This is a genomic window from Enterobacter cloacae complex sp. ECL352 (genome assembly GCF_020149545.1).
In the GTDB taxonomy this organism is placed as follows: Bacteria; Pseudomonadota; Gammaproteobacteria; order Enterobacterales; family Enterobacteriaceae; genus Enterobacter; species Enterobacter asburiae_B.
The window spans coordinates 2,260,578-2,273,388 of the sequence record NZ_CP083709.1 but is presented as its reverse complement, the minus strand read 5'-3'; the positions used below and the strand labels follow the sequence as shown (position 1 = coordinate 2,273,388).

Below are 12,811 nucleotides of genomic sequence, written 5' to 3'. Positions count from 1 at the left end.
CGCTGTGTCTAAACAAAACCGTGCTCCCCACTCGTCACCCCTGCCTGCGGGCATTGTGGAACTGTCGGTACACAGACCGCCCCACATTACCCATGCCACGCCGGATTTTCTGGCGGAAGAGGTGCCCGTTGCGCTCGTTTACAACGGTATCTCCCATGTGGTGATGATGGCTTCGCCGAAAGATCTCGAGCTGTTCGCCATCGGTTTTTCCCTCTCGGAAGGCATCATTGACCATCCGCAGGAGATCTACGGCATGGACGTGGTGCAGGCTTGCAACGGCCTTGAAGTGCAAATCGAACTCTCCAGCCGCCGCTTTATGGGGCTGAAAGAGCGCCGCCGCGCGCTGGCCGGGCGTACCGGCTGCGGCGTGTGTGGCGTTGAGCAGCTGAATGATATTGGCAAACCCGTTGCGCCACTGCCGTTTACTCAGACCTATAATCTGGCTCACCTCGACCATGCGCTCGAGCACCTGAACGATGTCCAGCCCATCGGCCAGCTGAGCGGCTGCACGCACGCGGCGGCATGGGTGTTGCCGTCGGGCGATATTGCCGGGGGCCACGAGGACGTGGGCCGCCACGTGGCGCTGGACAAGCTGCTCGGTCGCCGTGCGCGTGAAAGTGATGTCTGGAGGCAGGGGGCGGCACTCGTTTCCAGCCGCGCCAGCTATGAGATGGTGCAAAAATCGGCGATGTGCGGTGTGGAAATTCTCTTCGCGGTGTCGGCGGCGACCACGCTGGCGGTGGAGGTGGCGGAGCGCTGCAACCTGACGCTGGTGGGCTTCTGCAAGCCGGGAAGGGCGACCGTTTATACCCATCCGCAGCGATTAATAGTTAATCAATAATTTTGAATGATAATAGCAAATCCTTCCGCTTTTAGTTGTTCGAGATGAGGTCTAGTATTTATCTCATCAAGGCACGGTGCCTTATCTAAACAACTTAATGAAAGGGTTTATATCATGAAAAGCATCAAAACTTTTGTCGTTGTAATCGCTCTGGCTACTTCTTTCGGTTCTTTCGCTGCACAGACCGTGACCGCAACCGCCTCTACCATTGATGGCGCAGAAGCTAAAATCGCGGCTCAGGCTCAGGATGCTGGCGCATCATCTTACAAAATTACCCAGGCGTTCTCAGGTAACCGCGTACACATGACTGCTGAACTGACTAAATAAGCTGTCACACCGTCGAAAGAGCGCCCCCGGGGCGCTTTTTTAGTTTATGCCCGCCACGCGCAGCAGCGCGGTTACCACTGCCGCCGCCACGATCACCACAATTAACGGCATTTTCCGCCAGGCCAGAAATACCGCAAACGCCACGCCCAGCACGCGCGCCATTCCGGCAAAGTGGTCACCTTCATAAAACGTGGTCGCCAGCGCCACGGAAAACAGCAATACCGTTGCCGCATCTGACAGCAGCGCCTGTGAACGCTCTGACAATGCCAGCCTGCTGCCCAGTTTCGCCCCGCCAAGACGCATCAGATACGTTCCCGCAGACAAAATGGCGATACCGAGAATAAAAAACGTCATATTTCCCATTATTTTTTCCTCACAGCGAGACCCAGTAAGGAGAGCAGCACCGGTAATCCCACCGGGGCAAACGGCACAGCGGCCAGTGACAGCGCGGCGCCGCTGCAGGCGCGGATCAGCGTGGTACGGTTTTTAAACGCGGGAACCACTAGCGCCAGCAATATGGCAGGGAATACCGCATCCAGCCCAATGGTTTCCGGATCCGGCAGCAGCTTGCCGACCATAGCGCCCAGCAGGGCCCCCAGCGGCCAGACAATCGCCACGCCTAAACCACATAGCCAGTACGCCGCTTTGCGCTGTTCGGGCGTTTTTTGCGACAGGCCAAACACCACGCTTTCGTCGTTCATGATGTGGCAGCCCAACAGGCTCAGGCCACGTTTGCCGACCAGTTCACGCACCGTCACGCCAAACGGCACGTGCCGCGCGTTGACCAGCAACCCCGCGGCTGCGGCCGCCAGCGGGTTACCGCCGCTTGCCACGATGCCAATAAACATAAACTCTGACGCGCCCGCGAGTACGGTGATGGAGAGTACAAACGGTACCCAGATCGGGAAACCGTAGGCCATCGCCAGGGAGCCGTATGACATCCCGACCACGCCGACCGCGAGGCAGACCAGGATGATTGCTTTTATGGTGTCGCCTTTCAGGCAAGAGAGATGATGCTTCATACATTTTTAGCCATATCGAACGGGTATCCATTATAATGAACGCAACAGAAGTGTTTTTCAAGATGAACGATTCGTTCGATTTAAAGAACAAAGAGGCCGTTTTATGACGCAGCCAATCAGCGTAATCGCAAAAAGCCTGGTGCGAGAACGCCTGCGAACCGGGCTTTCACTGGCGGAAATCGCTCGCCGTGCCGGGATCGCAAAATCCACGCTTTCTCAGCTTGAATCAGGCAACGGTAACCCGAGCCTCGAAACGCTGTGGTCGCTTTGCGTGGCGCTGGATATTCCTTTTGCCCGCCTGCTTGAACCACAGCAGCCTACCACTCAGGTGATCCGTCGTGGTGAAGGTACGAAGGTCGTTGCCGGACAGGCCAACTACGAGGCGATACTGCTGGCAGCATGTCCGCCGGGCGCGCGACGCGACGTATACCTCCTGCTTACCCAGCCGGGCGCAGACCGCATTTCCCAGCCGCATCCGCCGGGGTCCGTTGAACATATTATTGTGACGCAGGGGCGCGCGTTAGTCGGCCTGATCGACGCGGCGGAAGAGCTCGGCCCGGGAGATTACATCTGTTATCCCGCCGATCTGCCGCATATCTTTAAGGCGCTGGAGCCGGATACGCACGCGCTGCTGGTGGCGGAACAAAACTAACAGAGATACGGAAACTCATGTCGCTTAAATCCATTGCCAAAGAACTGGGGCTGTCAGTCACCACCGTCAGCCGCGCCCTCAACGGATATGACGACGTCTCCGCCGAGACGCGCGCACGCGTGGAAGCAGAGGCCCAGCGCCGTGGTTACCGACCGAACACCTTCGCCCGCCGCCTGAAGATGGGCAAAATTGACGCCGTCGGGCTGGTGTTTCCCGTACATCCTGTTCCGCTCAATAACAGCGTATTTATGGACATGGTCGGCGAAATTAGCCACGAACTGGCGCGACATGAGATCGACCTGTTGCTCATCGCCGACGACGATCTGACGGATAAGCACAGCTATATGCGCATGGTGCAAAGCCGCCGCGTCGACGCGCTGATCGTGGCGCACACGCTGGATCACGATCCCCGTCTTGAGCAGCTGCAGGCCGCCGGTTTTCCTTTCCTGGCGCTCGGGCGCAGCCACCTTCCGCAGCCGTACGCGTGGTTTGACTTCGACAACTACGCCGGTACGCATCAGGCTACCCGCTGGCTGATCGAGAAAGGCCATCAGCGTATCGCGCTACTTGGCGAAAGCAACAATCAGGCGTTTATCACCCAGCGCCGTCAGGGTTATCTCGACGCCCTGCGGGAAGCCGGGCTTTCCAGCGAATGGCTGCGCGCCATGCCGCCTTCGCGCCGCGTCGGGTATGCCACCACGAAAGAACTGCTTGCCCTGCCGCAGCCGCCAACGGCCATCATCACCGACTGCAACACCCACGGCGACGGCGCGGCGATGGCGCTGGCGCAGCTGGGGCGTTTATCCGGCGACAACGCCGTCTCGCTGGTGGTCTATGACGGCCTGCCGCAGGACAGCATCGTTGATGTTGAGGTGGCGTCGGTGATCCAGTCCACCCGCCAGGGCGTCGGGAAACAGATTGCCGATATGGTGCGCCAGCTGATTAGCGGCGACGATATTGAACAGCTTCAGGTGCTCTGGCAGCCTGAATTCTCTCCGGGCCAGACGGCCTAAACCACTAAAATTCCAAACCCGATCACAGAACCGAAACGTTTTGGTTTGTATCCGAAACGTTTCGGATCAACACTCAGATCATCCCGATGACTGGAGATGTCTGATGCAAGATCCCGTTTTACGACTCGAAACCACGACGGTAGACGTGGTGATCAAAACCCATCCGTTCGCCGAAATTCTCTACTGGGGGCCTCACCTTCAGCACTTTTCGCCGCAGGATGTTGCTACGCTCGCGCGTCCTGTTGCCAACGGCAGGCTTGACGTCGACTCCCCGGTCACGCTGATGGCCGAGCTGGGGCATGGTCTGTTTGGTTCGCCTGGCATTGAGGGTCATCGCCAGGGGCTGGACGGTTCCCCGGTGTTCAAAACCACGCAGGTGCAGCAGGACGTAAACACCCTGACGATTACCGCCGAAGATGAGCATGCGGGCTTGCGCCTGACCAGCGAGCTGGTGCTGGATGCCAGCGGCGTGCTGGTGGTTCGTCACGGTTTAACGAACCTGAAAGCGATCCCCTGGCAGGTTGACCGTTTCGCCGTCACGCTGCCGGTGGCCGAGCGCGCGCAGGAGGTGATGGCCTTCCACGGACGCTGGATCAGGGAGTTTCAGCCGCACCGCGTTAAGCTTGAACACGACAGCTTCGTGATTGAAAACCGTCGGGGTAAAACCTCCCACGAGCACTTCCCGGCGCTGATTGCCGGTACGCCGTCGTTCAGCGAAATGCAGGGCGACGTCTGGGGCGTGCATCTGGGCTGGAGCGGTAATCACCGCCTGCGCGCGGAAGCGAAAACCGACGGTCGTCGCTATCTTCAGGCCGAAGCGCTCTACCTGCCGGGTGAAATGGCGGTTGAGGAGGGCGATACGCTCTGGACGCCGCGCCTGTACGCCAGCTACTCCACGCAGGGCCTGAACGGCATGAGCCAGCCGTTTCATCGCTACCTGCGCAACAACGTCATCCGCTTCCCGGAAAACAAACCGCGCCCGGTGCACCTCAATACCTGGGAAGGGATCTACTTCAACCACGATCCGGACTATATTAAGCGCATGGCCGACGAGGCTGCCGCGCTGGGCGTGGAGCGCTTCATCATTGATGACGGCTGGTTCAAAGGCCGTAACGACGACCATGCCGCGCTGGGCGACTGGTATCTGGACGAGAAAAAATACCCGAACGGCCTGACGCCGGTGATCGACCACGTCAAACGGCTCGGCATGGAGTTTGGCATCTGGGTTGAGCCGGAGATGATCAACCCGGATTCAGATTTGTACCGCGCGCATCCTGACTGGGTACTGGCGCTGCCGGGCTATCCCCGGGCGACCGGACGACACCAGCTGGTGCTCAATCTCAGCATCCCGGAGGCCTTTGATTACCTGGTGGAGCGCATGAGCTGGCTGCTGGGCGAGCATGCGGTCGACTACGTGAAGTGGGACATGAACCGCGAGCTGGTGCAGCCTGGACACAACGGTAAAGCCGCCGCCGACGCTCAGACCCGTCAGTTTTACCGCCTGCTGGACGTGCTGGGCGAGCGCTTCCCGCATATTGAGTTTGAATCCTGCTCCTCCGGCGGCGGTCGCATTGATTATGAGGTACTGACCCGCAGCCACCGCTTCTGGGCGTCCGACAACAACGACGCGCTGGAGCGCAGCACCATCCAGCGCGGCATGAGCTACTTCTTCCCGCCGGAGGTGATGGGCGCGCATATCGGTCATCATCAATGCCACGCCACCTTCCGCCAGCACGGCATCGCCTTCCGGGGGCTGACGGCCCTGTTTGGCCATATGGGGCTGGAGCTGGATCCGCTCACCGTGGACGCACAGGAGCGCGAAGGCTATCGCCATTACGCCGCGCTGCACAAGCAGTGGCGGGAGGTCATTCATCGCGGCACCCACTGGCGAATTGATATGCCGGACGCCACCACGCTGGCGCAGGGTATTGTTAGCGAAGATAAGGCTCAGGGGCTGTTTATGGTCAGCCAGCTCGCGATGCCGGACTACAGCCTGATGATGCCGCTGCGCATGGCGGGGCTGGAGGCCAGCGCGCGGTACCGCGTCACGCTGCTCGATCACCCGAATATTCAGATTACGGGTGAGGGAGGGCACACCATGCGCAAGCTGCCGGCGTGGATGGAAACGCCGCAAACGGTGAGCGGCGAGTGGCTGATGCAGGCGGGCATTGCGCTGCCGATTCTGGATCCGGAAACCGCCATTCTGATTGGCGTCGAACGCGTGTAAGGGTGACGGGCCGGGCAGCCGGCCCTCCGTTGAGGATAAAAATAATGAACACAACAACCTGTACCCACAAAGACAACCCTAACTTCTGGATTTTTGGGCTGTTCTTCTTTCTCTACTTCTTCATCATGGCCACCTGCTTTCCGTTCCTGCCGATTTGGCTGTCGGACATCATCGGCCTGAATAAAACCCACACCGGGATTGTCTTCTCCTGCATCTCGCTGTCGGCTATCGCCTTCCAGCCAGTGCTGGGCGTAATTTCGGACAAGCTGGGGCTGAAAAAACACCTTCTGTGGATCATCGCGGTGCTGCTGTTTCTGTTCGCGCCGTTCTTCCTGTACGTCTTCGCGCCGCTGCTGAAAGTCAATATCTGGCTGGGCGCGCTGAGCGGCGGGCTGTATATCGGTTTTGTATTTTCGGCCGGATCGGGGGCGATTGAGGCCTACATTGAGCGCGTGAGCCGCAACAGCTTCTTTGAGTACGGCAAGGCGCGGATGTTTGGCTGCCTCGGCTGGGGCTTGTGCGCCTCAACGGGCGGCATCCTGTTCGGCATCGATCCGTCGTACGTTTTCTGGATGGGATCGGGAGCGGCATTGCTGCTGATGCTGCTGCTGGTGGTGGCGAAGCCAAAGCCCAACCAGACGGCGCAGGTCATGGATGCCCTGGGCGCGAACCAGCCGCAAATCACCGCCAAAACCGTGTTCAACCTGTTCCGCCAGCGCAGAATGTGGATGTTTATCCTCTACGTAATTGGCGTGGCCTGCGTGTATGACGTTTTCGACCAGCAGTTTGCCACCTTCTTTAAAACCTTCTTCGCCACGCCGCAGGAAGGAACCCGCGCCTTTGGTTTCGCAACGACTGCGGGGGAAATCTGTAACGCCATCATTATGTTCTGTTCGCCGTGGATCATTAACCGCATCGGCGCGAAGAACACGCTGCTGATCGCTGGGGTGATTATGGCGACGCGCATTATCGGCTCCTCGTTCGCCACCACCGCCGTGGAGGTGATTGCCCTCAAGATGCTGCACGCGCTGGAAGTCCCGTTCCTGCTGGTGGGCGCATTTAAGTACATCACCGGGGTGTTTGATACCCGACTGTCAGCGACTATCTATCTGATCGGCTTCCAGTTCGCCAAGCAGTCGGCGGCCATTTTCCTCTCCGCTTTTGCCGGGAATATGTATGACCGGATCGGCTTCCAGGAGACGTATCTGATGCTGGGCTGTTTCGTGCTGGCGATTACGGTGGTGTCGGCGTTTACGCTGAGCAGCAGGCAGGAGATCGCCGCCGCCGCGGGGGCAGCAGCGTTAACACATCAGTCCAGGTAAAAGACCTCTTTCAGCTCGGTACTCACCGGGCTGTTATCCGGGTTCGACGGCATGACGTCGCCCATATGTTTCCACCAGCGCTGGCAGACGTCGGTATTCGCTACCGCGCTCCAGCGCTCCTCCGATTCAATCTCTACGGTCGCAAACAGCAGGCTGCGGGCCCTATCGAGATAAATGGCGTAGTGGTGTGCGCCGTGGTCTTTCAACACCTTTTCCAGCTCCGGCCAAATTGGATTGTGGCGGCGCGCGTACTCCTCGTGCGCGTCCGGGTTGACCTGCATCACAAAGGCTTTGCGGATCATAGTGCCTCCAGGTACAGCTCGCGGACCTCATCACGGCTGGCGGCGCGCGGATTGCATGGCGCACACGGATCGGCGAGCGCTTTATCCAGCCAGCCTTCAATATCGGCTTTGGTCACGCCGAGCTGGCTAAAGCCCGCAGGGATGCCGACGCGAGCGCTCAGGTTGCGAATCGCCTGAATGGCGGACATGCTGGCGGCTTCATCGCTCATGCCGCGGGTATCGACGCCCATCGCCTGCGCCACGCGGGCAAAACGCGCGACCGCGTTCGGGCGGTTAAAGCTTTCGACGATCGGCAGCAGGATGGCGTTGCATACGCCGTGCGGCAGGTTGTGCGTCGCGCCCGGCTGGTGCGCCAGGGCATGCACAAGGCCGAGACCCGCACTGTTAAACGCCATGCCCGCCAGATACTGACCAAATGCCATCTGCTCGCGCGCCTTAAGGTTATGACCGTCTTCGACCGCTTCCGGCAGCCACAGGTTGATCAGGCGAATGGCTTCCAGCGCGTTGGCGTCGGTGAGCGGGTGCGCGCCAACGGATACGTAGGCTTCAATGGCATGGGTCAGGGCATCCATACCGGTTGCGGCGGTCACGGAGGCGGGAATATCGAGCATCACGCTGGCATCGTCCACGGCGATGTCCGGGATGATGTTCGGGTCGATAATCACCTCTTTCACCTGACGCGCGGAGTCGACGATCACCGCATTGCTGGTCATCTCCGCCGCCGTGCCTGCGGTGGTGTTGATCGCCACCAGCGGCACGCCCGCATTTTTCACCTTGCCGACGCCGGAGTAATCGGTTGACGGACCGGGGTTGGCGGTGAGGATTTTAATCGCCTTGGCGGTATCAATCGGGCTGCCGCCGCCAAAGGCAATCACGTAATCACACTCCGCGTCCCGGTAAGCCGAAATTCCTTTTTGCACAAGCGCTTCCGTCGGATTCGGGAACACCTCATCGAACAGGTGATACGACATCTGATGGGCGTCCAGAGCGGTAAACAGGCTGCCGAGCAGGCCCAGCTTTACCAGCTGGCCGTCGGTGACAATCAGCGCTTTGCCCCACTGCTTGTTCGCAACCAGGTTGACCATATCGCCGATTGCGCCCGCGCCGTGAAGGCTGATTTTTGGAAGTGCCAACATAAAGCTCATGATAATTCTCCTTAACGATCAACGTTTGTCCTGCGAAGGCGTTATGCGTACAAATCCAGCGCGGATTGCAGCGGGCTCACGCCAAAGCGCTTGCCGAGGGCGATGAGTTCTTCCCGGGAAATGGTCTGCTTCATGCCGCCCATGGAGTACACCTTCACCAGCACTTCCGCTGATTTCTCGGCGGTGTCGATCAGGCCAAAGGTTTCATCCAGCGTTGGGCCGCTGCCGAACACGCCGTGGAACGGCCACAGCACCAGAGAATGCTTCTGCATATCCACGGCGGTTGCCTGGCCGATTTCGTCGGTACCCGGCACCATCCACGGCAGAATGCCCACGCCGTCCGGGAACACCACCAGACACTCGGTACTGCCTTCCCACAGCTTGCGGGTGATGAAGTCGGCGCTGTTTTCCAGCACGTAGGTCAGGGCGATCAGGTTGGTGGCGTGGCAGTGCATGATCACGCGGTCTTTGCCGTTCGTCGCCCTGATGCGCTCGCAGTGGGAGAGGAAGTGCGCCGGCAGTTCGGAGGTGGGCACCGCCTCGTCGGTCAGACCCCACAGAATGTGGTAGCCCGCGCCGTCGCTGTCCACTTTCACCACGCCGAGGTTGGCCTCCGGGTCGAGCTGGACGTTACGGAAGAACTTGCCGGAACCGGTGACGATAAACGGCGTGTTGGCGAGCAGCGGCATCGGCTGGCTCAGCGCGATATAGCGCGGCTTCTGGTGGAAATCGGCCGCGAACGGTTCAATATCCGCGTCGTCCAGGCGCAGCGTCAGGTTGCCGCCGTTGCGCTCGTCCCAGCCTTTCAGCCAGGCGTCGGAGGTGGCTTTGATCATGCCCTGGACGAACCAGGAAGTGGTGATGGTCTGCATAGTCTTCATTTTCCAGTTATCGCGGTGAGGTTGAACCCTCACCCCGGCCCTCTCCCACAGGGAGAGGGGGTAAAAGTTCCCTCTCCCTGTGGGAGAGGGTTAGGGTGAGGGCAAAATTACCCGCGCTGACTCAACACGTCTTTCTCGTATGCCCGCACGTTGTCCAGCCACTGGCTGCCCGCCGGGGCGTCGTTACGCTGACAGTACATCTCCCACACCGCCTGCCACGGCAGGGATTTCTGCTCTTCCAGCAGCGCCAGACGCGCGGTGTAGTCGCCGTTAGCCTCCAGCTGTTTCAGCGCGGCGACAGGCTCCAGCAGCGCGCGCAGCAGGGCTTTCTTCATGTTGCGGGTGCCGATAACCCACGCTGCGATGCGGTTGATGGAGGCATCGAAGAAGTCGAGGCCGATGTGTACGCGCTCAAAGAGGTCGTGACGGATGATTTCGCTGGCAATCGCCTGGGTTTCGTCATCCAGCAGCACCACGTGGTCGCTGTCCCAGCGCACCGGACGGCTGACGTGCAGCAGCAGGCGCGGCACGTAGAGCATGGCGGCGGAGATTTTGTCGGAGATCACCTCGGTTGGGTGGAAGTGGCCGGCATCCAGACACAGCGCGGTCTGGCGGCTGGTGGCGTAACCCATATAGAACTCGTTTGAGCCTACGGTGTAGCTCTCGGCGCCAATGCCGAACAGCTTGCTCTCTACGGCGTCGATGTGGTGCGCCGGGTCCAGCTTCTCGCTGATGGCCTCATCCAGCGCGGCCAGCAGGCGCTGGCGCGGGGCCAGACGGTCGACGGTGATATCCTTCATGCCGTCCGGGATCCAGATGTTCATCACCGACGGCGTGCCGAGCTGTTCGCCGAAATAGGCCGAAACGCGGCGGCTGGCCTTCACGTGGTCGATCCAGAACTGGCGGATGTCGTCGTCCGCGTGGGCGAGGGTAAAACCGTCCGCGCTCAGCGGATGTGAGAAGCAGGACGGATTAAAGTCCAGGCCCAGCCGGTTGGCTTTGGCCCACTCCACCCAGTTCTTAAAGTGTTCCGGTTTGATTTCGTTGCGCGCCACCGGCTCGTCGGATTCGAGATAAATCGCATGCAGGTTCAGGCGTTTTGGCCCCGGGATCAGGCTCAGCGCCAGCTCCAGGTCGGCGCGCAGTTCGGTCGCGTTACGCGCTTTGCCGGGGTAGTTACCCGTGGCCTGAATACCGCCCGTCAGGGAACCGCCCGGGTTCTCGAAACCGGCGACGTCATCGCCCTGCCAGCAGTGCATGGATACGGGCAGACGGTCGAGCTGGCGCAGCGCCTCTTCGACATCCACGCCGACGGCGGCGAAACGCTGTTTAGCCAGGCCCCAGGCTTGTTCTAATTGAGTTGTCATGCGCAAAGCTCCTTAGTCAGTCGGTTTTGCTGAAACTGCGCCCGAAAGCGAGCAATTTCACGGCAGGGATTGGGGGTGAAGGTGGTCAGGCTGGCGTTAGCCGCCACCACCGAACGGAAGTCGTCAACGCTGGAAAGTTCGTCCAGGGTCATCAGCTGAATGCCGATATTCCCGAGCGTGGAGGCCTCCACGGGACCCGCCACCACGGTGATGCCGCAGGCATCGGCGCAGAGCTGGTTCAGCAGCTGGTTCTGGCAGCCGCCGCCCACGATATGCAGCTGGCTGAACGGTTTTCCGCGAAGGCTCGCCAGCTCGCTGAGAATGTCGGCATACAGCAGGGCGAGGCTGTCAAAAATGCAGCGCGCCAGTTCGGAAGGGCTCGACGGCACCGGCTGCCCGCCCTCGACGCAGGCGGCCTGAATTTCGGCGCTCATGTGCACCGGGTTGATAAAGCGGTCATCGTTCGGGTTGATCAGGAACGTACAGGCCTTCAGCTTCTCGGTTTCGGCGATAAGCGCGGGCAGGTCGGTAATGTTCTGCTCTTTCAGCACCCGCTGGAGCAGCCACAGCCCCATGATGTTTTTCAGTACGCGGTAGCGCCCTTCGGCACCGCCTTCGTTGGTAATGTTTGCCGCCATCGCGGCATCGCTGGCGTACGGGGTTTTGCTCTCAAAGCCCATCAGCGACCAGGTGCCGGACGAGAGGTAAGCCGCGTCTTTGCTTGCAAGTGGGGACGCTATTACCGCGCTGGCGGTATCGTGGCTGGCGACGGCAACGACAGGGATTGCGTTCCCCTGGGGGCAAATCCAGTGACCGATCACGTTACCCGGGTGGGTGGGTGTGCCGAACCAGGAAGGCGATGCCCCCGTCCAGGCCAGCAGATGTTCGTCCCAGCTATCCGAGTTGATGTTGACCAGCTGCGTGGTGGTGGCGTTGGTATATTCCCAGTTCATGTTGCCGGTCAGGCGATAGCTCAGGTAGTCCGGGATCAGCAGCGCATGAGCCACGTCCGCGACCAGCTCCGGCTGTTGCTCGACCAGGGCACGCAGCTGATAGAGCGTGTTAAACGGCAGAAACTGGATGCCGCTGCGCCCGTAGATGTTGTCCTTGCCAAGCTGGGCGATAGCGTGCGCCATCAGGCCGTCGGTGCGGCTGTCGCGATAAGACACCGGCAAGCCGACGCGCTCGCCATGGCTATCAAGCAGCACGTAGTCCACGCCCCAGGTATCAATGCCGATGCTGTCGATGCGAATGCCGTCGTTGCAGACGTTGTTCAGTCCGGTACGGATCTCCGCCTCCAGGGCATCGATATCCCAGGTATCAAAACCGTCCTGCTTTTGCAGGCAGTTGGCGAAACGGTGCATTTCGCGAAGCGAAAGCGCGTGCTGCTCACGGTCCCAGCTCGCGAGCATTACGCGGCCGCTGGATGCGCCTAAATCGACAGCCACACAATGGCGAAAAGTCATGGTCGGGTCCTTTCTTAAGTCATTAGCGGTGAGTGTAAAAAAGGGAAGAAAAAGTCACCTTCTCACCACTGACAGGCCAAATCTCGCGCTGGCAAGAAAGCAAAGGTGAATGTGAGGGCGTTCACAGTTTCCAGCAGTGACGGGATGCTCAGGCAGTGTGACGCTGAGCGCATTTCCCGATCTTTCCCCCTGTTTCTTGAAAAATGGACAGCTTTTGCGAGGTTTACTGCCAAAAATTGAAGGTGA

General features: G+C 59.9%; 13 protein-coding genes. 6 read left to right on the top strand and 7 right to left on the bottom strand.

All coding sequences use genetic code 11. The features are described from left to right. Nucleotides 1-4: 4 nt before the first annotated feature. Nucleotides 5-841, top strand: a complete 837-nt coding sequence (gene fdhD, locus LBF07_RS11115) for a formate dehydrogenase accessory sulfurtransferase FdhD (RefSeq protein ID WP_094935279.1) — start codon at nt 5-7, stop codon at nt 839-841. A gap of 114 nt (nt 842-955) precedes the next feature. Further along, a complete protein-coding gene (locus LBF07_RS11110; protein WP_094935280.1) occupies nt 956-1,168 on the top strand; it encodes a DUF1471 domain-containing protein in 213 nt (70 codons plus the stop codon). Nucleotides 1,169-1,207: 39 nt separating this feature from the next. On the opposite strand, the gene LBF07_RS11105 is transcribed toward LBF07_RS11110, so the two are convergent. Next, nucleotides 1,208-1,531, bottom strand: coding sequence for an AzlD domain-containing protein (locus tag LBF07_RS11105; RefSeq protein WP_033146957.1), 324 nt, complete (start codon nt 1,529-1,531; stop codon nt 1,208-1,210). After that, nucleotides 1,531-2,190, bottom strand: coding sequence for an AzlC family ABC transporter permease (locus LBF07_RS11100; protein WP_094935281.1), 660 nt, complete (start codon nt 2,188-2,190; stop codon nt 1,531-1,533). The genes LBF07_RS11105 and LBF07_RS11100 overlap by 1 nt, the downstream gene beginning before the upstream one ends. 103 nt (nt 2,191-2,293) lie before the next feature. On the opposite strand from LBF07_RS11100, the gene LBF07_RS11095 reads away from it, so the two are divergent. The 4 genes from LBF07_RS11095 (at nt 2,294) to LBF07_RS11080 (ending at nt 7,404) form a co-directional block, all read left to right on the top strand. Further along, nucleotides 2,294-2,842, top strand: a complete 549-nt coding sequence (locus LBF07_RS11095; RefSeq protein WP_033146956.1) for a helix-turn-helix domain-containing protein — start codon at nt 2,294-2,296, stop codon at nt 2,840-2,842. A gap of 17 nt (nt 2,843-2,859) precedes the next feature. Continuing rightward, nucleotides 2,860-3,855: a LacI family DNA-binding transcriptional regulator gene (locus LBF07_RS11090; RefSeq protein ID WP_094935282.1), complete on the top strand. Its 996-nt coding sequence runs from the start codon at nt 2,860-2,862 to the stop codon at nt 3,853-3,855. Nucleotides 3,856-3,958: 103 nt separating this feature from the next. Next, nucleotides 3,959-6,082: an alpha-galactosidase gene (locus LBF07_RS11085; RefSeq protein WP_094935283.1), complete on the top strand. Its 2,124-nt coding sequence runs from the start codon at nt 3,959-3,961 to the stop codon at nt 6,080-6,082. A 44-nt stretch (nt 6,083-6,126) separates the two neighbouring features. Then, nucleotides 6,127-7,404, top strand: a complete 1,278-nt coding sequence (locus LBF07_RS11080; RefSeq protein ID WP_094935284.1) for an MFS transporter — start codon at nt 6,127-6,129, stop codon at nt 7,402-7,404. Here the strand turns inward: LBF07_RS11080 and rhaM are convergent. The 5 genes from rhaM to rhaB form a co-directional block, all read right to left on the bottom strand. Beyond that, on the bottom strand, nt 7,392-7,706 hold the full coding sequence (gene rhaM, locus LBF07_RS11075) for an L-rhamnose mutarotase (protein ID WP_045888508.1): 315 nt from the start codon (nt 7,704-7,706) through the stop codon (nt 7,392-7,394). The two genes, LBF07_RS11080 and rhaM, sit on opposite strands and share 13 nt — an antisense overlap. Further along, nucleotides 7,703-8,851, bottom strand: a complete 1,149-nt coding sequence (fucO, locus tag LBF07_RS11070; RefSeq protein ID WP_094935285.1) for a lactaldehyde reductase — start codon at nt 8,849-8,851, stop codon at nt 7,703-7,705. The genes rhaM and fucO overlap by 4 nt, the downstream gene beginning before the upstream one ends. 41 nt (nt 8,852-8,892) lie before the next feature. Next, a complete protein-coding gene (gene rhaD / locus LBF07_RS11065; RefSeq protein ID WP_058841949.1) occupies nt 8,893-9,723 on the bottom strand; it encodes a rhamnulose-1-phosphate aldolase in 831 nt (276 codons plus the stop codon). 116 nt (nt 9,724-9,839) lie between these two features. Then, the gene (gene rhaA, locus LBF07_RS11060) at nt 9,840-11,099 is read right to left on the bottom strand and encodes an L-rhamnose isomerase (protein WP_094935286.1); all 1,260 of its coding nucleotides are present in this window, start codon (nt 11,097-11,099) and stop codon (nt 9,840-9,842) included. Next, the gene (gene rhaB, locus LBF07_RS11055) at nt 11,096-12,565 is read right to left on the bottom strand and encodes a rhamnulokinase (protein WP_094935287.1); all 1,470 of its coding nucleotides are present in this window, start codon (nt 12,563-12,565) and stop codon (nt 11,096-11,098) included. Before rhaB ends, rhaA begins: the two co-directional genes overlap by 4 nt. Nucleotides 12,566-12,811: the final 246 nt, after the last annotated feature.

Excerpts from the sequence above, each read along its gene's own strand:
- LBF07_RS11110 (WP_094935280.1), top strand. The coding sequence starts at position 956 with ATGAAAAGCATCAAAACTTTTGTCGTTGTAATCGCTCTGGCTACTTCT.
- LBF07_RS11105 (WP_033146957.1), bottom strand. The coding sequence starts at position 1,531 with ATGGGAAATATGACGTTTTTTATTCTCGGTATCGCCATTTTGTCTGCG.
- LBF07_RS11100 (WP_094935281.1), bottom strand. The coding sequence starts at position 2,190 with ATGAAGCATCATCTCTCTTGCCTGAAAGGCGACACCATAAAAGCAATC.
- LBF07_RS11095 (WP_033146956.1), top strand. The coding sequence starts at position 2,294 with ATGACGCAGCCAATCAGCGTAATCGCAAAAAGCCTGGTGCGAGAACGC.
- LBF07_RS11090 (WP_094935282.1), top strand. The coding sequence starts at position 2,860 with ATGTCGCTTAAATCCATTGCCAAAGAACTGGGGCTGTCAGTCACCACC.
- LBF07_RS11085 (WP_094935283.1), top strand. The coding sequence starts at position 3,959 with ATGCAAGATCCCGTTTTACGACTCGAAACCACGACGGTAGACGTGGTG.
- LBF07_RS11080 (WP_094935284.1), top strand. The coding sequence starts at position 6,127 with ATGAACACAACAACCTGTACCCACAAAGACAACCCTAACTTCTGGATT.
- rhaM (WP_045888508.1), bottom strand. The coding sequence starts at position 7,706 with ATGATCCGCAAAGCCTTTGTGATGCAGGTCAACCCGGACGCGCACGAG.
- fucO (WP_094935285.1), bottom strand. The coding sequence starts at position 8,851 with ATGAGCTTTATGTTGGCACTTCCAAAAATCAGCCTTCACGGCGCGGGC.
- rhaD (WP_058841949.1), bottom strand. The coding sequence starts at position 9,723 with ATGCAGACCATCACCACTTCCTGGTTCGTCCAGGGCATGATCAAAGCC.
- rhaA (WP_094935286.1), bottom strand. The coding sequence starts at position 11,099 with ATGACAACTCAATTAGAACAAGCCTGGGGCCTGGCTAAACAGCGTTTC.
- rhaB (WP_094935287.1), bottom strand. The coding sequence starts at position 12,565 with ATGACTTTTCGCCATTGTGTGGCTGTCGATTTAGGCGCATCCAGCGGC.